At 57.8% G+C, this 21,683-nt stretch carries 16 protein-coding genes and 1 pseudogene; 1 reads left to right on the top strand and 16 read right to left on the bottom strand.

Annotated features, from left to right (window positions below; translation table 11 throughout):
- Positions 1–103: 103 nt before the first annotated feature.
- From HQL63_01895 to HQL63_01880, 4 genes are all read right to left on the bottom strand, one after another.
- Positions 104–1,219 (bottom strand): response regulator, encoded by a 1,116-nt coding sequence (locus HQL63_01895; protein MBF0175590.1) that lies wholly within the window; start codon positions 1,217–1,219, stop codon positions 104–106.
- On the bottom strand, positions 1,212–4,466 hold the full coding sequence (locus tag HQL63_01890) for a response regulator (protein MBF0175589.1): 3,255 nt from the start codon (positions 4,464–4,466) through the stop codon (positions 1,212–1,214). Before HQL63_01890 ends, HQL63_01895 begins: the two co-directional genes overlap by 8 nt.
- 28 nt (positions 4,467–4,494) lie before the next feature.
- Complete coding sequence (locus HQL63_01885; protein MBF0175588.1) at positions 4,495–5,388, bottom strand: DMT family transporter; 894 nt, start codon at positions 5,386–5,388, stop codon at positions 4,495–4,497.
- A gap of 204 nt (positions 5,389–5,592) precedes the next feature.
- Positions 5,593–6,066: a peroxiredoxin gene (locus HQL63_01880; protein MBF0175587.1), complete on the bottom strand. Its 474-nt coding sequence runs from the start codon at positions 6,064–6,066 to the stop codon at positions 5,593–5,595.
- Between the two features lie 178 nt (positions 6,067–6,244).
- Between HQL63_01880 and HQL63_01875 the strand changes: the two genes are divergently transcribed.
- Positions 6,245–7,075, top strand: a complete 831-nt coding sequence (locus HQL63_01875; GenBank protein MBF0175586.1) for a hypothetical protein — start codon at positions 6,245–6,247, stop codon at positions 7,073–7,075.
- 7 nt (positions 7,076–7,082) lie between these two features.
- On the opposite strand, the gene moaA is transcribed toward HQL63_01875, so the two are convergent.
- From moaA to HQL63_01815, 12 genes and pseudogenes are all read right to left on the bottom strand, one after another.
- A complete protein-coding gene (gene moaA / locus HQL63_01870; protein ID MBF0175585.1) occupies positions 7,083–8,102 on the bottom strand; it encodes a GTP 3',8-cyclase MoaA in 1,020 nt (339 codons plus the stop codon).
- A complete protein-coding gene (moaC, locus tag HQL63_01865; protein ID MBF0175584.1) occupies positions 8,099–8,599 on the bottom strand; it encodes a cyclic pyranopterin monophosphate synthase MoaC in 501 nt (166 codons plus the stop codon). The genes moaA and moaC overlap by 4 nt, the downstream gene beginning before the upstream one ends.
- A 215-nt stretch (positions 8,600–8,814) precedes the next feature.
- The gene (nuoB, locus tag HQL63_01860; GenBank protein MBF0175583.1) at positions 8,815–9,351 is read right to left on the bottom strand and encodes an NADH-quinone oxidoreductase subunit NuoB; all 537 of its coding nucleotides are present in this window, start codon (positions 9,349–9,351) and stop codon (positions 8,815–8,817) included.
- Between the two features lie 11 nt (positions 9,352–9,362).
- A complete protein-coding gene (locus HQL63_01855) occupies positions 9,363–10,910 on the bottom strand; it encodes a nickel-dependent hydrogenase large subunit (protein ID MBF0175582.1) in 1,548 nt (515 codons plus the stop codon).
- Positions 10,911–10,920: 10 nt separating this feature from the next.
- A complete protein-coding gene (locus HQL63_01850; GenBank protein ID MBF0175581.1) occupies positions 10,921–12,387 on the bottom strand; it encodes a hydrogenase 4 subunit F in 1,467 nt (488 codons plus the stop codon).
- 95 nt (positions 12,388–12,482) lie between these two features.
- Positions 12,483–13,121 (bottom strand): annotated as a pseudogene (locus HQL63_01845) (hydrogenase-4 component E).
- A gap of 67 nt (positions 13,122–13,188) precedes the next feature.
- Entirely contained in the window at positions 13,189–14,145 is a 957-nt protein-coding gene (locus HQL63_01840) for an NADH-quinone oxidoreductase subunit H (protein MBF0175580.1), read from the bottom strand.
- Entirely contained in the window at positions 14,136–16,157 is a 2,022-nt protein-coding gene (gene hyfB / locus HQL63_01835; GenBank protein MBF0175579.1) for a hydrogenase 4 subunit B, read from the bottom strand. The genes HQL63_01840 and hyfB overlap by 10 nt, the downstream gene beginning before the upstream one ends.
- Before the next feature lie 149 nt (positions 16,158–16,306).
- Positions 16,307–17,197 carry a formylglycine-generating enzyme family protein gene (locus HQL63_01830; protein ID MBF0175578.1) on the bottom strand — a complete coding sequence of 297 codons (891 nt, stop codon included), beginning with the start codon at positions 17,195–17,197 and terminating at the stop codon, positions 16,307–16,309.
- Positions 17,194–18,837 (bottom strand): caspase family protein, encoded by a 1,644-nt coding sequence (locus tag HQL63_01825; GenBank protein MBF0175577.1) that lies wholly within the window; start codon positions 18,835–18,837, stop codon positions 17,194–17,196. Before HQL63_01825 ends, HQL63_01830 begins: the two co-directional genes overlap by 4 nt.
- 10 nt (positions 18,838–18,847) lie before the next feature.
- Positions 18,848–19,900, bottom strand: a complete 1,053-nt coding sequence (locus HQL63_01820; protein MBF0175576.1) for a fructose-bisphosphate aldolase class II — start codon at positions 19,898–19,900, stop codon at positions 18,848–18,850.
- Between the two features lie 125 nt (positions 19,901–20,025).
- Entirely contained in the window at positions 20,026–21,438 is a 1,413-nt protein-coding gene (locus tag HQL63_01815) for an EAL domain-containing protein (protein ID MBF0175575.1), read from the bottom strand.
- Between the last annotated feature and the right edge of the window lie 245 nt (positions 21,439–21,683).

The raw sequence follows: 21,683 nt of genomic DNA, 5'->3' as shown, positions 1-21,683 counted from the left end.
CGCATGCCTTCCTTGGACAATCGCACGTTCCTGCGAGGGTATGCCTTTGAGTTTCAATGATCAACGGTTCACACAATTTGCAGCATTAGCGGCTGAACCCCCCTCAGATCCGGGCAAGTTCCCCCGGATTGAAATGATCTCGCTCTTTCCATCTCTCGTGGATCAGTAAAATGTCGGGAAGAATTTGCATGAAGTGATCGATCAACGATGGGTCGAAATGGCGGCCTTTCTCTTCCTGCATCCAAGCCAATGTTTTCTCCACCGACCAGGGGGCCTTGTAGGGGCGCATCGAGGTCAGGGCATCGAAGACATCGGCCACAGCCGTGATGCGGCCAACCATGGGAATATCCTGGCCTGCCAGGCCTCGGGGATAGCCCGATCCGTTCCATTTTTCGTGATGGGTCAGAGCGACCTGACGGGCAGTTTCCAACAAAATCGAATCATGTTGTCCGATAATGCCGGCCCCGATTTCCGGATGGCGTCGCATGATTTGCAACTCCCCCGACGTTAGGGCTTCCGGTTTGAGCAGGATGTGGTCTGGAATGCCGATTTTGCCAATATCGTGCATGGGGGCTGATTGAAACAACAGGTCTGCCTCTTCCGTAGACAGGCCCGCAAGCGGCGCCATGGTCCGGCAATAATGGCTCATGCGAATGACGTGCAGCCCGGTTTCATTGTCCTTGAACTCCGCCGCCCGGCCCAGGCGACGGATGATCTCCAGGCGGGTCGATGCCAATTCTTCTGTTCGACGCTGAAGGTCGGACGTCCGCTCCCGGACCCGCTCTTCCAGAATACGGTTCTGGTCAGCCAACGCTTCCCGGGCACGCTTGAGTTGAATATGCGTCCGCACCCGAGCCTGCACGACGGGCGGGGAGAAGGGTTTGGTGATAAAATCAACCGCTCCCAAGCCAAAGCCGTGCGTCTGGTCGTCAACCTCGTTGCGAGCCGTGATGAAGATAAGAGGAATATCCTTTAATTGGGGATCTTTTTTCAGGCGGCGGCACACCTCGTATCCGTCCATGCCAGGCATCATGACATCCAGCAGTATCAGATCAGGATGGCTGGCAACGATGTCGTCCAGTGCGGAAACACCATCCAGGGCCACGCCCACGTCGTACTCCTCGCCGAGGGTCTCCACGAGAAGGTCAATGTTGGTTTCCGTATCATCCACCACGAAGACCCGCGCCCTGCATGTCGCCTGTGCGCCTGGCTTATTCATCGATCACTCTCTCCAACACCATCAGGAGGTGTTCCAGATCCGCTTGAGCTTCACGAAATCGATAACGCAGAATCCGTTTTTCCAGGGCATCCATCTGCCCCCACAGAGAGGCGGGCCAAGCCAGGGACTTGACTCTCTCCAGAGCAGACCGGCAGGCGCGTGGCTGACGCGAAGGAAGCAGCGCCGCCAGATCCTGCAAAGCAGTCACCAGGAGTTTTCTTTTGGCCTCCCCAAAATGGTCGTCTTCCGCATCACCTCTCTCGCTTTGAAACCCACCGGGAAGGGCATTTTCCGCCAACTTGACCTGGTGGGTCAACCCTGAGGTGGGATACAACGAATCGGACCGATTCCGCAAACCCACCTGCGGATCACCCCCCACTGGCCATGACGGCGCCAGAGAGGAGCGATCTCCTTCCAACCAATACGCCAAAAGGGTAAACAGGCTTGTGGAATCAATCGGTTTACCAAGATGGTCATTCATACCGACATGCAGGCAACGTTCGCGATCACCGAGCATGGCGCCTGCGGTCATGGCAATGATGGGTATGCCTTCTTTGCCGGATAATTTGCGAATTCTGCGTGTCGCCTCATAACCATCCATCTCCGGCATTTGCACATCCATCAGGATGATATCGAAGGAACCTTCACGGACCATCTCCACGGCCTCACCTCCATGGCGAGCCACGGAACTTTTCATGCCAGCCAACTCCAGCAGCCCCAGAGCCACCTGTTGATTGACATTGTTGTCTTCGACCAGAAGAATCTGTTTTCCACGCAGAATTCCCATGATCCCTTCCGACAGGGGAGGGCGACCGGAATCGTCCCACCCCTCCTGACGGCGAACCTTGTAACCCAAGGAGCCCATCACCCCATCCAGAAGGCGTGACGGGCTCACCGGTTTGCAGAGAAACCAGCGGATACCCATCTTTCCACATTGGTTCCACACCGGTTCCCGATCAAGGCTATGATGCAACATCAGCACCTCCGGCCTTGCCGGGTGCAGATGTTCCAGAAGCCGCCTCGCTGTCTCCGGTCCATCCCAGGCCGGCATGTCGGAATCGATGATCAACAGACGAAAATGTTTGTCTGTACTCTGCACAATCTGTAGGGCCTCGGATCCGGAGGCAGCCAAGGTCACTTGACAGGAAGCCCTGGTCAAAATCTCGGCTTGGATCGCCCGCGCTCTGGCGTTGTCATCCACAAGCAAGACCGGTACATCGCATAAATCCGGTCCCGGCGACCCTATCCACCGGCCCACACCGGCATGCGATCCAAATTTGGCCGTACACCAGAATGTGCTCCCCTGGCCGGGAACGCTCTCCAGTCCGATCTCTCCCCCCATCAGCTCAACCAACCGTTTGCTGATGGCCAGCCCCAACCCGGTTCCCCCATACCGCCGCGTCATGGAGGCATCCACCTGGGAAAACGAGCGGAACAACTTGGACCGTTCCTCCTCGGTCAGACCAATGCCCGTGTCGCGTATGGCAAAATGGACGGTGATACTCTCTTCGTCGGATTCCATGTGCCTGGCCAGCAGGGAGACATCGCCGGCAGAGGTGAATTTTATGGCATTGTTCAACAAATTCAGCAAAACCTGATGCAGACGCAAAGGATCCCCGAGCATCACTCTGGGAAGTTGTGGATCGATTTGCAACAGTATTTCCAACCCTTTATTGTGCGCCTCCAGGGTGACCAAACCCGCCAGGGTATCGAACACATCTTCCAGGCGAAACGCCACCCGTTCCAGATCGAGCCGCCCGGCCTCGATCTTGGAAAAATCCAGTATGTCGTTGATAATACGTAACAGGGACTGTCCTGCCTTGTGGATGGTCTGCACTTGTTCCCGCTGTCGTTGTTCCAGATGGCCCTGCAAAACCAGATGGCTCATGCCAATGATGGCATTCATGGGGGTCCGGATTTCGTGACTCATGTTGGCCAAAAATTCGCTTTTGGAGCGGTTGGCGCTTTCGGCCTGCTCCATGCTTTTGCGCAAGGCTTCCTGAATGCGTATTTGTTCGGTGATATCGCGGAAAACACCCACCGAACCATTGATCCGCCCCTCCTCCCACATGGGCACAGCCACCATGGAGACCGGAAAGCGTTCCCCATCACGCCGCGTAAAAATATCCTCATCCGAGCGGAAGACCAGGCCAGCCGCCATGATCTGCCGCGCCGGACAGGCCTCCTCGGTCACCGGACGACCCAACCCATCCTGGAAATGGACGGCATCATGGAAAGTGGTCCCCTTCATCTCGGCAAGGGTCCAGCCGAGTATGCGCTCGGCTTCGGGGTTGAGGAAGGTGCAGTATCCCCATCGATCCAGGGCAAAGACGCCATCCCCCATGGAGTCGGTAATGCCCTGCAAAAACCGCCGGCTCTCGGCAACAGTCTCTTCCATTTTTTTTTGGTGTGTGATGTCGGTGCGAATGCCGATGTATTGAATCGGACGCCCACGGTCGTCCAAAAAAGGCACCACCGTGGCAGCCACCCAATAAAGGGAACCGCTCTTGGCGCGGTTGCACACCGAGCCATGCCATACCTCACCCCGGGTAATGGTCCGCCACATCTCCTGGAAGAATGCCTTGTCGTGGTAACGAGAGTTGACAATACGATGATCGCGACCAATCAACTCCTCCAGAGAGTAACCACTGATTTGACAAAACCGGTCATTGGCATAGGTGATACGCCCCCGCACATCGGCAATAGTCACAATCGCGTGTTGATCCAGGGCAAATTTCTGCCGCTCCAATTCGCGCTGGATCGCCCCTTTTTCTCGCACCAATTCAGCCATCAGTGACGACAATTTTTCCAGACTGGCATCATCGGAGCCAATCTCTGCGTGGCCGGTCGAACGCAACAATTCGTTGGCAGTATGCCGCAGGGAGTCAATAACCTGGAGATTTTTTTCGCTCTCTTCCCGCAACTGCGCGTTGGCTCGTTGCAACTCCTCCGAACTAGCGCGCAACCGTCTTTGCCGCAGCAGGGAATCTTCCTCAAACCGTTCATAGGTCTGGATGACCTGCTCGAACAACTGCGCCAACCCCACCCGGAACGACTCCATCCGTTCCGGATCAGGATCTCCCCCCATCGCATTCAGGCCCAACAAAAAGTCGGAGACCTGTTCGACATCACGCAGACCCAGAGAACGCTGTATCTGTTTTTCCAGAAGGTGGCGGGCAGAATCATGTTTGCGGATCCATGTATCCTGGGCCAGTGCGTCCGGAAATTTCTCCTCATTGTCGGACATGGGCAGACCTGATGGCACCTCGGCGGATTCAACGTGTTGCAGGCGCAACGACACGACGTTTCAACAAAATAGAACCCCACTGAAACATGCTCAACCCTCCCAGGATAAGGGAGGTTCCCAAAACAACGCCGCCGCGCAGACTCTCCTGGTTGAAAGCAAAGCCTATCCACAAAGCCAACACGGGGGCGCTCAAGGTGACCAGAACCGCATTGGCCGCGCTGACCCGACTGAGCAAATAATAAAAACACACGAATCCGACGCCATTGGCGACCAACCCGAGGTAAAAGATGGCCAGCTCCGCCCGGATGGGAATCTCCCTGGGCCAGGAGACCCCGGAAAGCCAGAGGGAAAGAGCATAAAGCGGCAGAGCGACCCAGAGGGAGCCAGCCGTCACCCACAAGGGCGAGACCCCCTCCCCAAAACGTTTGATGCCAATATTCCCTGCCGAATAGATCAGGACAGCCAACAGCAGGGCGCCTATCCCCACCAAGGTCTGCTCACCCAAAGCGCCGCCCTGGCCAAAAATGGTTATCAATCCACCCAGGCCGATCAACGACCCGAGAATCTTTTCCGACGTAAACGGCTCCCGCAACCACAGCGCAGCCATCACTCCCGTCAACACGGGACCAAGTCCAAATAACACCGAAATCCAGCCCGATGGAATGAAACGCGCACCCCAGTACACACAAAACATGGAGGCAAACAGGTTCAATCCAGCAATCAAGGAGACGATGACAAGCTGTCTGAACCCCACCGGTCGCCGGCGCAACCAAGGAATCAGGAACAAAAACAGCACCGCCCCAATGGCGATGCGGGCCGTCACTGCAAACAAATAACCACCGCCCCCCTGACTCCACTGTACAGCCAGAGGAGTACTGCCCCAAATCACCGTCACCAGAAGAAAAGCCACCCAGATGGGCATCCATGTCACTCCAGAATCGCCAAGTCTCCGCAACCACTCAGCACCCGGCAACACACCGAGGCCCAGGGAGCCTGTACCCTGCCAGGACCAGGAGAGAGCTCCGGTGAAGTTCGGGGCAAAGCCCAGATAAAAGCTTTCATATCCAGGCTTTTCTTGAAAGGGTACCGAGTCGTTGCCGTGATCACACCCTGGCTCTGCCAGCGCTCATTCGGTGGTTCGTCGCCGCAAATCCTGCAACACCTGTTCGGCATGGCCTTTGGTTTTGACCTTCGGATACACCTGTTGAATCAACCCATGGGCATCGACTACGAATGTGGCGCGCACGATGCCCATGTACGTTTTGCCATAATTCTTCTTCTCCTGCCAGACCCCAAAGCCTTCACACAAGCGGCCATCCTGGTCGCTCAGCAGGGTGAAGCCCAGTTGATATTTTGCACAAAATTTTTCGTGGGACGGAACCGAGTCTTTGGAAATACCGACGATGGCATAACCCATCGCCTGGAAATCCCCGCCATGCGCCTGAAAATCCTGGGCCTCCAACGTACACCCGGGCGTATTGTCCTTGGGATAAAAATAGATCACCCCCCCTTTGGCGCCCAGGAGTCCGTACAAACGCCGCTCCTTGCCAAACTGGTCCGGCGCCAGCGAATCTGGAATGTTCTGGCCAACCTGCAACATACGCCCTCCAACAAATCCTCGGAGCCAATGTTCAACACCTTCCTGACTGCTGCAATCCCTTCCCTTGGGCACCCTTTGGGAGTTGAATGGAGCCTCTATCGATGCGGCCTGCCTCCGAGCCCAAGTGTCCGCTATGGATACCTGACTTGCCACAATCATTCAATGGAGATCAAAGACCATGAAAAAACTTGCGGCCATGCTTGCGACCTGTGCCACCTTGGCATCTTTTCCCATTGGCCATGCAGCCGATGCCACCCCGCCCCAAAAAATCAAAATCTGCGGCGGACCCGAAGGGTTGTCTTACCAAAAATTTGCCCAGGATCTGGCGAAACGCATCCCGGCTTCGGACGCTGAATTTGAGGTTGTCTCCACGTCGGGAGGCGTCGACAATGTCGTCCGGGTAGGCAGAAAAGAGTGTCAATATGGCATCGCCCCCCTGCCCATGGTGATGGATCAAGCCAATCTGCCCGTGGTGGCCAACCTGTTCGACTCCTACACCCTGATGGTCTGTTCCGCATCCGTGGTAGGCAAGGCGTCCAGTTTGAAGGATCTGAAACCCGAAGGCGCCATGATCGCCGTCGGCGACGGCATGTCGACCGCCAACTGGACCTGGAAACATCTGGTCGCGGAAAACGCCAAACTCGCCGCGCTCAAAACCTCACCCATTCCCTTTACGGATGCCATCAAGGATGTCATCGACGGTCACCTGGGGTGCGCCTTTGCGGCCTCCGGCCTTGACTCACCCTTGACGAAAGATCTTGATGATGCAGGAAAATTTATCAAAATCATGGATATCAATGTGAGTGTCCCGAAAGGGTTCAAAAGCTTCAGCCTGGATGGAAAAAAATATCCCAAGCTTTTGAAGGGGTGGTTTTCAAGCGTGGACGTGCTGACGTTTGGAACGGTCCTGTTCCACTATCCCACCGTGGCAACCAATCGGAAAACGGCCAGAATCCACGCCCTGGTCTCCCAGGCCACCATCAACTATGTCAAGGAACTGAAAAAGTAGATCCCAGTCACCCACCCAGAGTCGCCATGGCGTGGGGGTGCGCGTCATCCCCTGCCTGGTGATTCTGGAAGCCATGACCCAGAGGCTTGCGACGAACAGCCTGAAGAATCAACACTTGCATGGATGCGTCGTCGGCTCCGGAGCGAAGCGCGTCACGCAGGTTGACCCTGTCTTCCCGGCCCAGGCAAAGGACCAAATCTCCCCACGAGGTGAGACGCACCCGGTTGCAGGTATCGCAAAAATGTTGGGAAAGGGCAGAAATGATCCCCACGTCCACCCCCAACCCACGAATGCGGAAATAGTTGGCCGGACCATTGCCTACGGGACGATCAACGGGAACCAGATCGCTGCCGCAAGCCGCCAGGATGCGTGCGCCGATCTCGGATGCCGAAATGAATTGCCCCATGACCGCAGAGCCCGCCACACCCACCGGCATGGTCTCGATAAAACGCAACAAGGCCCCCTTCTCCCTGGCATAAGCAATCATGCCGGGAATTTCATGATCGTTGACCCCGCCCATCACGACCATATTGATCTTGACCGGCGCCAATCCGACCATCAAGGCCGCATCGATACCCGCCAAAACCTGATGCAGATCTCCACCCCGGGTGATGTGAGAAAATGTCTCCGGATCCAGGGAATCCAATGATATGTTGACCCGGCGCAGCCCCGATTGTTTCAGGTCTTGCGCCATGCCCGCCAGCATGAATGCATTGGTGGAAAGGGAGACCTCCTCCACCCCGGGCAGGGCCACCATACCGGCCAACAGGTCGCGAATATCCCGACGCAGCAGGGGTTCACCCCCTGTCAAGCGAAAACGCCCCACCCCCAACTGCGCGAACAAACGCACCAGTCGCAAAATCTCTGCGTAATCCAGGGATTCATGTCGGGGTTCCGCTCCCTCCCCAGCGGGAAGACGGCAATAATGGCAGCGAAAATTACACCGCTCCGTCACCGACAGACGCAGATAGCGAATCTCCCGGCCATACAGATCCGTCAGTATGGACGACACCGGGGGGACCGTCACCCACCCGCCTCTTCCGACCTGATGAAATGACCGCTGCGACCACCCGATTTTTCCACAAGGCCCATGCCGCCGATGACCATCTCCCGATCCACACTTTTGCACATGTCATAAATGGTCAGCCCGGTCACCGCCACGGCGGTCAAGGCCTCCATCTCCACGCCCGTGCGACCAGTACAGGTGACCCGGGCCGTGATGCCGACACAATTTTTCGTCCGATCGGGAACAAAATCCACCGTCACCGAAGTCAGGGCCAACTGGTGACACAGGGGAATGAGCATATCCACCCGCTTGGCCGCCATGATACCCGCGATGCGGGCCACCTCCAGGACATCCCCCTTGGCGGCCCCTTTGTCGAGAATCATGGACAGGGTCTCCGGTCGCATGGAGACGCAACCCGTCGCCACCGCCAGACGCACCGTCTCCGCCTTGGCCGCCACGTCCACCATACGCGAGGCCCCCTGGGCATCGAAATGGGTCAACGTCTGCTCATGAGGCATCTATCCGTCCTCCAAAGTAACCACCCAACACCCATACCCATTCTGTCTCACCCAAAAAACGATTGAAGGATGCAGGTAACTGCCCAGGTACCCGGTAACGAACCGGGGTCCAGGGGGCTGGATCCCTGGCAGGTCCAGGACGGAGTCCTGGTGGAGTTCGGGGCGAATCCCTGACAAAGGCTTTCATGTCCAAGCTTTTCCTGCAAGGGTCACTCCTACCCGCGCACCGGCGGATGATCTTCGATCGCCTTGAGCAGGGCCAGAAACCCCTTCAACAAATCTGTCGGGGTCGGGGGACAGCCGGGAATATGCACATCGACCGGCACGACATCCTTGACGGCGCCGACACAAGCATAACTTCTTTTGAACACACCGCCATGGCAGGCGCAATCTCCAACGGCCACGACCCAGTTGGGGGCCGGGGTCGCAGCGTAGGTTCGTTCCAAACCTTCGCGCATGTTGCAGGCCACAGGCCCGGTCACCAGAAGGAGATCCGCATGGCGTGGAGATGCCACGAATCGGATGCCGAAACGCTCCACGTCGTAGAAGGGGTTGTTCATGGCGTGAACTTCCAATTCACAACCGTTGCAGGATCCGGCATCCACCTCCCGAATGGCGATGGTACGCCCCACCATCCGCCGGGGACGATCCTTGATCGCCTGGGTCGCCTCAGCCAGGGCGGCACCATCCGGCTCCGGCGCCGCAAGGGTCACAGGGGCTTGCAAGAGCGCTTGCGCCAGGAGGTTTTGCATCGCACGTCACCTCAAAGGTCATGGCCGGAGTAGGAACAGTTGAACGATTTGTTGCAGAGCGGAAAGTCGGCGACAATATTGCCCTCGATACAGGCCTCCAGAAGCGGCCATTGAAACCAGGATGCGTCTCGGGGGTGACAGCGCAAAATCCGGCCATCAGGCCCCAGACGGACCCAGATGAACACATCGCCCCGAAACGCCTCGGCGACGCCACACCCCTCGTGGAGGGAAGGCATCATCTCCCCTTCTCTATTTTCGGCGATGACGGGCACCTGCAACGGCCCTTCGCCAGGATTTTCCAGAATCTGCCGAATCATGCTCACGCTTTGCTGGACCTCCTCGGCTCGAATCATAAGCCGGGCATGGACATCTCCCTCCTGGCGCAGCGGCACGTCAAAATGCAGCGTGTCGTAGGGGGGATAAGCCAAATGACGCCGGGCATCGAATGCACGGTTGGAAGCCCTGCCTACAAACCCGCCGGGGGCAAATTGGCGCGCCAAATCTTCGACCAGATTTCCCGTCGCCCGGGTACGATCCAACAAGGAGGGGACGGTATCGTAAACGGCCATCAGGTGATCGAATCGTTTGCCAAAACTCTCCAGGAAGGCGAGCAGGCGCTGCTTGCCATCGGGGGGAAGATCGACGGTGACGCCTCCAGGCACGACCCGATCCATCATCAACCGGTGACCAAAGCAATGGTGGGCGATTTGCAGAACCTCTTCCCGCAGGATGGAAAAATGGGCCTGAAGAATGGAAAAGGCAGCATCGTTGCAAATGAATCCAATGTCTCCGCAATGATTCGCCATGCGCTCCAGTTCGGCCATCAGGCCCCGCAAGGCATGCGCCCGACTGGAAGGGTGCATGCCCAAGGCCGCCTCAACGGCCCGGGCAAAGGCCACCGCGTAAGCGACGGTACTGTCACCGGAGATGCGCCCGCAGATACGGGCGGCTTCTGGAATATCCCTGTCCTCCAGGAGGCGTTCCACACCCTTGTGGACATAGCCCAGACGCTCCTCCAGACGCACCACGGTTTCGCCATTGGCCGTAAAACGAAAATGGCCCGGCTCGATGATACCCGCATGCACCGGACCAACCGGAATCTGGTGCAGGGCCTCCCCATGGATCGGAAGAAAAGGGTAGGCCGTTGCCGAGGCCAAACGGCAAGGCGGGGCCTCGGGGCGGGGCTGTTGTGTCCATACGCCATGGTTCAACCATGGCCGCTCATCCAACAAACCACGGGGAATATGCCCATGCATGTCGCGGACGGTCCGTTCCAGGCGCAAGGCTGGCAGGTGATCAGGGGTCAAGGCCGGATATCCCCCATCCTGCACCGGCACCGAAAGGATCATCGCCCCTTCCGGCAGTCCCATGACGGCAGCATGGACCTCCTGGGCATCGGCCCACAAGGCAAACAGGCTGCACAATCCCTCCCCCAGGGCCTTGCCGAACAAGGTCCAGGTGGCAGCGTCGACCTGAAAACGCGGCCAGGGATGATGCCCCGGCACCGGCTTGCCGACAGTTTGGATCTGGTTGGCAATCTCACAAGCTGGCGTAGGCATCATCTCACCCCTATCCGAGAAGGTCGGCCACACGGGCAAACCAGACACCCAAGCTGTCCGGAAGGTGTAAACCCGCCCACAGTATAAGGGCCAAATGCGCAAACAGAGGTACGAGTGAAGCCTGAAGCGGCATGGAGGGACCAACAGGTTCCCCGAACACGATCTCCTGGAGTCTGAACAGCAGGGCGCCGAAGGCAACCAACAGACCCACCATCAAGATGATAGCCAACAGCGGCTCACGGGCGAAAGTGGTGGTCACCAGGACAAATTCGCTGGCAAAGATGCCGAACGGCGGCAGACCGGCAATGGCAAGAACGCCCAGGGACAACCCCCAGGCCAAAGCGGGATGGGTCTCGCTCAAACCATGGATGACATCCATATCCTTGCTCCCTTTGGCCTGGGTCACATGCCCCACGGCAAAAAAGATGGCCGATTTGGTCAGGCTGTGCATAGTCATATGAAGCAGGCCAGCAAAGTTGGCCAACGCCCCGCCCATGCCAAAAGCGAAGGTAATGATCCCCATGTGCTCGATGGAGGAGTAGGCAAACAACCGTTTGATATCCCTGCGCTGATAAAGCATGAATGCAGCAAAGAGCAGGGAGAGGAGCCCCATGAACATCAGGATCGGCCCTGGCGACAGGGCTTGCGGATTTCCGGCCAGGATCATCTTGAACCGCAAGACGGCATACAAAGCCACGTTCAGAAGCAAGCCGGAGAGTACGGCGGAGATGGGTGTCGGACCCTCTGAATGGGCATCCGGCAACCAGGCGTGCAGAGGCGCCAGACCCACCTTGGTGCCAAAACCAACCAACAAAAACACAAAGGCCAGGCTCAGAAGATTGGGATCCATGCGACCGGAAGAGACCACAAGCTTGGTCCAGGTCATGGCGGCCATACCCTCACCCACCACCGGTTGGGCCACAAGGTAGATGAGGATGGTCCCAAAAAAAGCCAGGGCAATGCCAACACTGCCCAGGATGAAATATTTCCACGCCGCCTCGATGGCTTCGGGGGTCCGATAGATCCCCACCATGACCACCGTCGAAACCGTGGCCACTTCCAGCCCCACCCACATCAAACCGATGTTGTTGCTGGAAAGGGCAAGATTCATGGCGCACATCAACGCCTGGTACATGGCATGGTAAAAACGGAGGTGCATGGGGGTCAGGTGTCCCACCTCCAATTCGTAGGCAATGTAGGTCGCACTGAAGATGCTCGTGGTCAATCCGACGAAAGTATTCAGGGCGATCAGGTAAACATTGAAATCATCGATGAACAAAAAACCATGGGAGAGATGGGGCGTGAAAAACAGAAACAGGCCCATCATGAAGGTAATGGCCATGGAGAGGACGTTGATCCAGGAGCCCACCCGGTAACTTGGAACCATCAAGAGGACAACGGCGGTCGCCCCGGGAATATAGAGAAGGGCCTGTAGCGCCATCTCCGGCGTGATCAGGGAAGTCTCCGGCAGATTCATGGACGGTCCCCCCGCACGGAATCCATGGAGGGAATATCCGGGGCCGAAAGAGCGTCCCCCGACTGATAGCGTCCCTCCATGCGACCTTTGCGAAACTTTTCCAGATTGCCGATATCCACGGAATCGAATCTCTCGCGGATGCGGAATATGAATATCCCGAAGACCAGAAAAGCAATCAACACGGAAAAAGCGACGCTGACCTCCACCACCAGGGGCATCCCCTTGGCCCCGGTGGCAGCCAGGATCAAACCGTTCTCCAGGGACATGAAGCCGACTATCTGGCTGATGGCGTTGTGACGGGTGATCATCATGAGGATGCCCAACAGGATGACGGCCAGAGCGAAGGCCAGATCCTGGCGCGTCGCCTCGGCATGGGCCGAAGTCATGGGCACCACGATCAGAACGGCCAACATGGTCAGGAACACCGCCACCAACAACGTCGAGCCAACGCCAACCACCGACTCTATGTTGCGCTGAATGCCCAGCCTGCGAATGATGATACGCAACACCCAGGGGATGACCCCTGCCTTGACCACCAACGCCATGAACGCCGTCACCATGAGATGGGGGGCGTGTTGGACCCTGGCCTGCCATGCCACCGCCAGAGCCAACAGAAGCGCCTGCATGGCAAAGGCGTTCAGAATCCCGTACATACGGGTCTGGTAGAGCAGGACAAAACTGACCATCAAAGTCGATCCGGCCAGCAGGTGGGTCACATCCGCGTTGAGATTCATCCTCAAATACCTATCGTGACGAACAGAAGAACCACCAGGTGGGTCACATCCGCGTTGAGATTCATTCTCAAATACCTATCGTGACGAACAGAAGAACCACTGCCAGAATTCCCAGGACCAGGGCGATCGTCAAAAATTCCGCCACACGAAACACCCGCATTTTGGCGACAACCGTCTCCCCTATGGCCAACAAGACGGCGCCAACCAGCAATTTGCCCAGATAAGTGGCTACGCCGACACCCAGATCCAGCACGCTTCCACCGGGGATCGCCATGCCATAAGGAACGAAGAGGCTGGCAACCATGGAGAGGAAAAGAACCAGTTTCAAGGCTGCGGCCATTTCGATCATGGCCAGATGCCTCCCGGAGTATTCCAGAACCATGGCTTCATGGACCATGGTCAGTTCCAAATGGGTGGCGGGATTGTCCACGGGAATGCGACCATTTTCCGCGATGGCGACAATGATCAACGCCATGAGGGCAAGTCCCAGAGAAACCCGCAACCCGACGTGTTCAATGATTAAAAACTGGGCAATCTGGGAGAGCTGGGTCGTACCAACCAGAATGGAGACGGTAAAAACGACCATCAGCATGGCTGGTTCGGCCAACGAGGCAAACATCATCTCCCGCGAAGAACCAATACCGCCGAAACTGGTGCCGACATCCATGCCGGCCAGGGCCAAAAAGAACCGGCCCGTTGCCAGCAGAGCAACGATGGCAACCAGATCGGCAGCCCAGCCAAAGGTCAGGCTCGTCGTAAAGGTCGGGATCAATGCGGTTGCCACCCAGGTCACCCCGAACAGAATGTAGGGAACCGTTCGATAGATCCAGGAGGTATTCTCCGCCATCAGGGCGTCTTTGGCGAGCAGCTTGGCCAGATCGCGGTAGGGCTGCAAAACTGGCGGACCCCGGCGGCGCAGCAAACGGGCCTTGACCTTGCGCACCACCCCAATGACCAAAGGAGCGACCATGAGCACCAGGGCAATCTGAAAACCCTGGGCCATGAATTCGACAATCATCGCCATATGGCAACCACCGTGAGCAGAAGGATCAACGCGGCAAACATGATCGACAGAAATTGACGTATGGTCAAAAAGTGCATCCTGTCTGCCCGAATCGAAAACCTCACCACAAAACGCCCCAGCGGCGCAAAAATAAACTCCCATATCGGATCCAGCATGGTCACGGTCAGGCTGGCGGGTCGGGGATCACCCGGGCGCGGCATGAAAACCTTTTCGCGCGCCCGAAAGCAAACGCTTGCAAACACCCGACGAATGGGCTGGCTGAAACTGTTGCCGGTATACTGGCTCATGGTCGAAGGGTCGGGAAACCCGCAATCCCAGGCTGGCCCCTTCCGGACAACGTTGGAGGCGCGCTTGTGGATGAACAAGGCCGCCATGCTGGACGACAGGGCAACAAAAAACAGGATGGCCAAGCTGTTGTAGGAACTCTTGGTCACTCCAAAAGGCACCAGGAACATCCAACCGAAGGTGGAGTCGCCCAAGCCGCTGGACAGGGTTGCCCCAAGCAGTTGGCTGGGAACTGCAAGGATGACCTTCACGACCAGGGTCGGCACAACGCCGACCAAAAGGCACAGGGCAGCCAATATGGCCATGGCACTCAGGGAGAATGGATCGGTCTCGTGGGCGTTCCTGGCCATATCCGTCCGGGGACGACCCAAAAAGACAGTGCCATAAACCTTGACAAAGCCGGTGGCGACCAATGAAGCAGTCAGCGCCAACCCGGCGCCAACCAGGGGAACCAAAAATTTCAGCAAGGGCTGGGGAAATTCCGGACTGGCCAGAATGGCCTGGAAGGTCATCCATTCCGACGCAAACCCGTTGAAGGGGGGCAACGCCGAGATGGAGACCGCTCCCACCAGAAACAAAAACGCCGTGCGGGGCATGCGGTGGATCAGACCACCCAATCGTTCGATATCACGCAGACCCGTGGCATGCAGGACCGCACCGGCCCCCATGAAGAGAAGATTTTTGAACAACGAGTGGTTCAGAGTGTGAAACAGGGCCGCTGTCATGGCTACGGCAGAGGCCTCGGCATGTCCGTTGGCCTGGAATGCCATGGCCAGCCCGATGCCGATGAAGATGATGCCAATGTTCTCCACGGTGCTGTAGGCAAGGAATCGTTTGATATCACTTTGCATGATCGCATACAGGATACCCAGAAACGCCGTGACGCCGCCGGTGACCATCACCGGGACCGACCACCACCAGGGATTGGGACCGGAGAGATCGAAAAGGATGCGCATGGCGGCGTAGACCGCCACCTTGGTCATGACCCCGCTCATCAATGCCGACACATGGCTCGGAGCCGCCGGATGCGCCAGGGGAAGCCAGACGTGCAGAGGGACCAGACCGGCCTTGGAACCCGCACCCAGAAGTGTCAGGACCAGCACCACGGCGACGCCCCAATCAGGCAGCGTGCCGCCACGCATGGTATCGAAGGCGTAGTCCCCCTTGTCGCCGGCCATGATGCCGAAAGCGAACAGGAGCATCATCGTGCCAAAACTGGCCATGACCAGGTAGACGAAAGCAGCCTTGCGATTCTCCTGCAACCGATGGTTCACCAGAACCAGGCTCCAGGAGCTCAGAGACATGAACTCCCAGGCGAACAGGAACGAAAAGGCGTCGTCTGCAACGATGACCAGGTTCATGGCGGCCAGGAAGACCGGATACATGGGCAGGATGCGCAAGGGCCGCTCCTCGTGCGCCCCGTAGCCAACGCCATACAAACTTGCCATGGCGCCGCCAAAGTTGACGACCAGCAAAAAGAACGCTCCCAGCGCATCCATCCGGCATTGAACGCCAATCCAGGGCAACCCCAGGTGGAAACCGCTCTTCAGGGGGACCGGGTCAGACAAAAGAAAAACCAGGCTGACGACAACGGCAACAAAGCTCAGCAACGCCGACCCGCCATAAACCAAGCGAAACCAGAAAGGGCTCCTCTTGGCGCCCAAAGCGGACAACCCAAGCGCAAAGAGACCAGCGCAGACGGAAAGCTCAACTTCGAGAGCACTCATGGTACAATCGCCATCCGGGACATCCACCTCTCCTCAATCGACCGCCCGCACCTGGGTCACTCTAATACTCCCCGAACCACCCATGCAAGATGCTATGGCAAACACTTCCCAGGAAAACCCGCACACTCTCTCCACACCCGCGAAAACAGCTAGAAAGGCAGATCCCTGATGCCAACGGGTTCCTTCTTCTCCAGAAAACTTTCAACACCTGCCAGCCGCAATCCGACATCGGAGCGTTTGGTGGAAAAAAGTTCGAACCCCCGATTGGCGCAACGCAGGCTGTCAGCCCCAAATTTCCAACCACCTCCCCGGATCACCCGATAGGGCGTGGCATTTTCCACCAACGGGTCATGGCGCTGGTGGTGCTCATAGGCATCCTTTTGGTAGGAGTCCTGTGTCCACTCCCAAACGTTGCCACTCATATCCCACAATCCCAGACGGTTGGGTCCACGGGAAGCTGTGCGCTGGGTACCGTTGGGGCTGTTCTCCCGATACCAAGCCACTTGATCCGGATCGCCGCCTCCCGCGTAACGAACATTTTGCCCACCATTGCGGCAGGTATATTCCCACTCGGCTTCGGCAGGCAAACGGAACCGCACCCGACCCGTGTAAAGCTGGTTCAATTTTTCCACAAACCCCTCGATGTCGTCCCATGCCACCTGCTCGACCGGATAGTCATCCCCGTTGCGAAAATGGGCCGGATTGTTGCGCATGATCAGCCGCCACTGTCCCTGGGTGATCTCACGCCGCGCCAGCCAAAAACCGGAGAGGCACACCTCATGAACAGGCCCTTCGTCGACCTCCCGGTCTTCGGTCTCCGGGTGACTCCCCATCTTGAAACATCCGGGGGGAATCCAGGCAAAATCGATACCACTGACCGGTTCAACCCACCCCTGGCCAGGGGTCACATGATCAAGCGGCCTCCGTCCAGCCCCGCCCGTATCGATAAACTCCCACTCGTTAAGGAGAAAAGCCGAAGCTGCCAACGGCAATAACAGAACCAGCAGGAACAGGGGCGCCCCCCGGAGTCGTCCCATCATTTTTCACCTCCGGTCCGGACCAGACGAATTTTGGCCGGAGTGGAGAGGGAAGGGTCTGCATCCGGGTAGTCGATGCGCATCTGCTCCTGCAACTGGCTGAACACCTCCTGCAAATCGACCCAACCATCTCGGACACCGCCATCCCGGCCATCGGCGCCACCGAGCAGCCCCTTCATAAGGTAGTAGGTGAAGGCCCGTTGACGGCCCGGCCCATAGATGTCGGCATCACCTGCCACGGCGGCAACGCTCCAGGCCTTGGGGGAAAAGAAGAGATTGGCAGGAGGTTTTGGCCCCTCGAACGGCTGCCGGATGGCACAACTCTCCGAACCGTTGAAACAGGTGTCGATCAATACCACGATCTCCCGATTGGGCAGCTTCTCCAAAGTCTCTTTCAGGGCCATCAGGGAAATGGCATTCTCGGTATTGACCTCGTTTCCGGAGAACTCAACCGGCACCAGGAGAGCATCTTCGACCTGGGTCCGCCCGGCGTTGTAACCAGGGGCGCCAAAGCCCGAATAGTAGAACACCAGCATGGCGTTGGGATCCAGACGACCCTGTGTCACCAACCACTCCAGGTCGTGACGGAGCCGGGGCAGAGTGGCATCTTCGTTGATGCGCACGCGCAAGTGGTTGTCATCGTCCCGCAACGGTCCACGGCGGGTCAACAGGGTGCGCATGTTGCTCGCATCCCGATCCGCGAAGTGCCGACCCCGAACCTTTTTGTATTGACTGATCCCGACGAACACACCATAGGCATCGGCACGTTTCTGCCATTTCTCCAGGGGGGGCAACGCAGCGATGAAATCATCCAGGACGTGGCGATGGTCGTCCACATCCCCGCTGCGGGCCCATGCTTCATGGGGCAGTGCGATGGAGAACGGCACCTCGGCATCGGGATCCAACTCTGCGGCGACCAGGCGATCTTTGGCCTCGACAAAGGCCGGCTCACCCGGATACTCCTTGATCACCTGGCTGACCATCTGCTTAACGGCTTCCATCCCCTCACCCCGGCGAAATTTCCGCCACAGGGTTTCAACGACATAACGCACCGCCTGATCTCGCCAGGTTTGCGCCCGCACCCCTTCCAGGTGGGCGCGGTACAACCAGTCGTAGGCCTCCATGTAGCGACCCATGCGAAACAGGGAGTAAATTTTCGTGTGGGCCAGGGAGAGATTGTTTTTGAAACGATCCAAACCCTTGAAAGCTTCGATGTGGGCGCTTTCGTCATCGCCCAGGTCAAAATAAACCCAGGCGAGGTTGGCATGGGTCTTCAGGTGCTCCGGAAATTTTTCATGGGTCTTCTGCCAGACATCCCGTGCATCTTCCTTGCGATTGTGCAAGTAGTGGCCGAGGCCCAAATTGTAGCCCACCGCCAGATCACCCGGGCACTCGGCATGGGCCCGCTCCAAGCCCTGCAATCCCTTCTCCGGCTGGTTGGTGTAGAGATCGATACTCTTGGCTGCCAACTCCCGCGCCACCGGACAGGAGGAGACATCAGCCGCCCACCCACTCCGCCCGACAGCCAGAACGAAGAGCAGCAGAGCCAACCCAACGGGCAACCGCGCACGCCACATTCTGGTTCGTTCAGGCAACACGAAGACCGGCAGAGCCAACCCAACGGGCAACCGCACACACCACATTTTGGTTCGTTCAGGCGACACGCGGGTTCAGAATGCCAACGGCATACCGCTCGGCCATGCGTTCCAGGGTGATCGGCTTGATACCGGAACCCCAACCTGCCGAACCAAAGGCCTCGTAACGGGCTTTGCAAACGGCGTAGGCAGCATCTTCGGCTGGACGCATGTATTGGCGGGGATCAAACTCCAGGCGATGGGTGGACAAATACCGCCGGATAGCCCCGGTCATGGCCAGGCGCAGATCGGTGTCGATGTTCACCTTGCGCACGCCGTATTTGATGCCGACGATGATCTCCTCCAAAGGCGTCCCGTAGGTTTCAGGGATGGCCCCGCCGCCCTCATTGATGATGGCCACCAGGTCCGCCGACACCGTGGAGCCCCCATGAATCACCAGGTGGGTATTGGGTATGCGAGCGGCGATATCTTTGATGCGGCTGATGGGCAACTGGTCATTGGTGGGCTTGGCGGTAAATTTGTAAGCGCCATGGGAGGTGCCGATGGCGATGGCCAGGGCGTCCACATGTGTCGCCTTCACGAAGGCCGCCGCCTCTTCTGGATCGGTCAACATGTCGTTCTTGGCAGTCGGACCGCCCTGGTCTCCAGTGGGGTGACCACTTTGCAATGGACCTACGACCCCCAGCTCCCCTTCCACCGAAATGCCGACCGCATGGGCCAGCTCCACCACTTTTCGTGTCACCTCTACGTTATAGGCATACGTGGAGGGTGTTTTGCCATCTTCCAGCAAGGATCCATCCATCATGACGCTGGAAAATCCGCTCCGAATGGCCGCCTGGCAGACATGGGGCGTCTGACCGTGATCCTGGTGGACAGCCACGGGAAGGTGCGGGTACAGCTCCAGGGCCGCCAGGACTTGATGGCGCAGGAACACCTCCCCCGCATACTGCCGCGCCGAGGTCGTTCCTTGCAAAATCACCGGGCTGTCCGTATCGTTCGCGGCCCGCATGATGGCACGGGCCTGCTCCATGTTGTTCACGTTGAAGGCCGGGAGCCCGTAATCGTGTTCCGCAGCGTGATCCAGCAGTTGCCGCATCGATACCAGTGGCATGGATTCCCTCCTCGCAAATGGGTGTACACCACGGAGGGGCCGGTGACACCCCCCTGACTGCGCCGATTATAGAGGAGGTCGAGCCACATCAACAGTGGAAACATAACAATGCGGCAAAAATGCGGTCACAGCTGGCATGAGGCAAGCGCAAAGGGGCGGAATGAGGAGTGCCTTCTGTCCACCCGGACGTGGTTGGGCAGGCAGGGAACGGCAGATCCGCTGGCAATATTGGCAGCCCCATCCCAGGCCAGGTCGGCGCAGACCACGCGCACCGTCCCATCCCTGCGCGGCAGAGCCAGGGAAAGAGTGACGCACATGCAGGCATCCGGCAACGAAAGATAGGAGTCCGTCACCTGGACTTCGCCTGGTCGAGCCATGGCCCGGCGAAAATAGTGCCGCCGCGACCAATCCGCCCCATGAACGCCCGCCATGATGTGGTACTTTTCCACCACCTTCCCGACTGGCGACTCCATGGTCAGATTTTCACCGACCTGATGACCATAACCGTCCAAAATAAAGCAGCGCATCACCCCCTGCATGCCCAGGAACCGCATGCAGCCGGATACGATGGAGGCATCGTTGTCACTTTGCCGAAAGCTCTCCAGAAAGGGCACCAAAAACCGGGAAAGGTCACGCATTTGCCGCCGACCATCCAAGGTGGCCGTGTCACGAAACTCCCGGGTCAAAAAATCCACCCGTTTCTCCCCGGCTCCCTCCAGGGCATCCAGGTCACACTCCGGAGTGGAAAAATAGTAGCCTTGCACCAGATCGGCTTCCGAATCGATGGCAATCATGGCCTCATCGCGGGTTTCGATCCCCTCGATAAGGGCCAGGCAACCCGCCTCGTGAATCAGGGAGACCAGACTGGGCAACATCCGGCGCGCTTTTTGATTGTGGACCGAGTTGACGATGATGGAGCGGTCCAGCTTGACGATTTCCGGTTGCAGGCGCCAAATCCGATCAAAGTTGGACTCCCCGGCGCCAAAATCATCCAGGGCAATCAGGCAACCATTCTCCTGATAGTGGGTTATGGCCTCTTGCAGCACCCCTTCGTCACCGATCTCCTTCTCCAGTATCTCAATCACCAGACGGTGATTGGGGATCCCCAACCGTTGAAGCAGAGAGGTGATCAGAGGAGCGCCAAAACCAGGCTCCTCCGTCACCACACGCGGATTCAGGTTGAGAAACAACCATCCCCGCTCCGGCGCAAAGACATGGAAATTCAGAATGTGCAGCATTTGACAGAGACGATCCAACTCGACCATGCCTTCCCGGCACTCGGGATGATCGAACAACGCCTTGGGCGTCACTTTTCGCTCGCTGCCACGATCGACGGCCCGGATGAGCCCCTCAAAACCGGCTGGCTTCTGATGCGAGAGGCTGAATATGGGCTGAAAGGCGCTCTTCAGTCTGAACGGACCAAAACCGCTGACGTTCCAATCCCCATCGGATTCGATATGGGCCGCCAGAAGGGTGTCCAAAACCGCACCATCCATGTCAGCCATATGGGGTGTCCATTCCACCCGTTTTACGACCATGATCCGACTCCTTCGCACGGAATGCCTTTTGCATCCGATCCACCGCCAACCCAACGACACACCGGGAACCCACCCGGCTTGAATGATTGTCATCGTACACTCGCGTGCCATTCATAGACCGTGCCAAAAAATTATATTTAACAATATCAAAATATTAAACAACACACGCCACAACCAGCTCCCCCTGGAAGCCCAATAAATGAGCATGCATGCTTATAATCAAGTCAGATCAGGATGCCTCCCAC

It is taken from the genome of Magnetococcales bacterium, from assembly GCA_015231175.1.
Classification (GTDB): Bacteria; Pseudomonadota; Magnetococcia; order Magnetococcales; family DC0425bin3; genus HA3dbin3.
This window is presented reverse-complemented; position numbering and strand designations above follow the sequence as displayed.

What these genes read in the sequence shown, in the direction of transcription:
- HQL63_01895 (MBF0175590.1), bottom strand. Translation starts at nt 1,219, where the DNA reads ATGAATAAGCCAGGCGCACAGGCGACATGCAGGGCGCGGGTCTTCGTG.
- HQL63_01890 (MBF0175589.1), bottom strand. Translation starts at nt 4,466, where the DNA reads ATGTCCGACAATGAGGAGAAATTTCCGGACGCACTGGCCCAGGATACA.
- HQL63_01885 (MBF0175588.1), bottom strand. Translation starts at nt 5,388, where the DNA reads ATGCCCATCTGGGTGGCTTTTCTTCTGGTGACGGTGATTTGGGGCAGT.
- HQL63_01880 (MBF0175587.1), bottom strand. Translation starts at nt 6,066, where the DNA reads ATGTTGCAGGTTGGCCAGAACATTCCAGATTCGCTGGCGCCGGACCAG.
- HQL63_01875 (MBF0175586.1), top strand. Translation starts at nt 6,245, where the DNA reads ATGAAAAAACTTGCGGCCATGCTTGCGACCTGTGCCACCTTGGCATCT.
- moaC (MBF0175584.1), bottom strand. Translation starts at nt 8,599, where the DNA reads ATGCCTCATGAGCAGACGTTGACCCATTTCGATGCCCAGGGGGCCTCG.
- nuoB (MBF0175583.1), bottom strand. Translation starts at nt 9,351, where the DNA reads ATGCAAAACCTCCTGGCGCAAGCGCTCTTGCAAGCCCCTGTGACCCTT.
- HQL63_01855 (MBF0175582.1), bottom strand. Translation starts at nt 10,910, where the DNA reads ATGCCTACGCCAGCTTGTGAGATTGCCAACCAGATCCAAACTGTCGGC.
- HQL63_01850 (MBF0175581.1), bottom strand. Translation starts at nt 12,387, where the DNA reads ATGAATCTGCCGGAGACTTCCCTGATCACGCCGGAGATGGCGCTACAG.
- HQL63_01840 (MBF0175580.1), bottom strand. Translation starts at nt 14,145, where the DNA reads ATGGCGATGATTGTCGAATTCATGGCCCAGGGTTTTCAGATTGCCCTG.
- hyfB (MBF0175579.1), bottom strand. Translation starts at nt 16,157, where the DNA reads ATGAGTGCTCTCGAAGTTGAGCTTTCCGTCTGCGCTGGTCTCTTTGCG.
- HQL63_01830 (MBF0175578.1), bottom strand. Translation starts at nt 17,197, where the DNA reads ATGATGGGACGACTCCGGGGGGCGCCCCTGTTCCTGCTGGTTCTGTTA.
- HQL63_01825 (MBF0175577.1), bottom strand. Translation starts at nt 18,837, where the DNA reads ATGTGGTGTGTGCGGTTGCCCGTTGGGTTGGCTCTGCCGGTCTTCGTG.
- HQL63_01820 (MBF0175576.1), bottom strand. Translation starts at nt 19,900, where the DNA reads ATGCCACTGGTATCGATGCGGCAACTGCTGGATCACGCTGCGGAACAC.
- HQL63_01815 (MBF0175575.1), bottom strand. Translation starts at nt 21,438, where the DNA reads ATGGTCGTAAAACGGGTGGAATGGACACCCCATATGGCTGACATGGAT.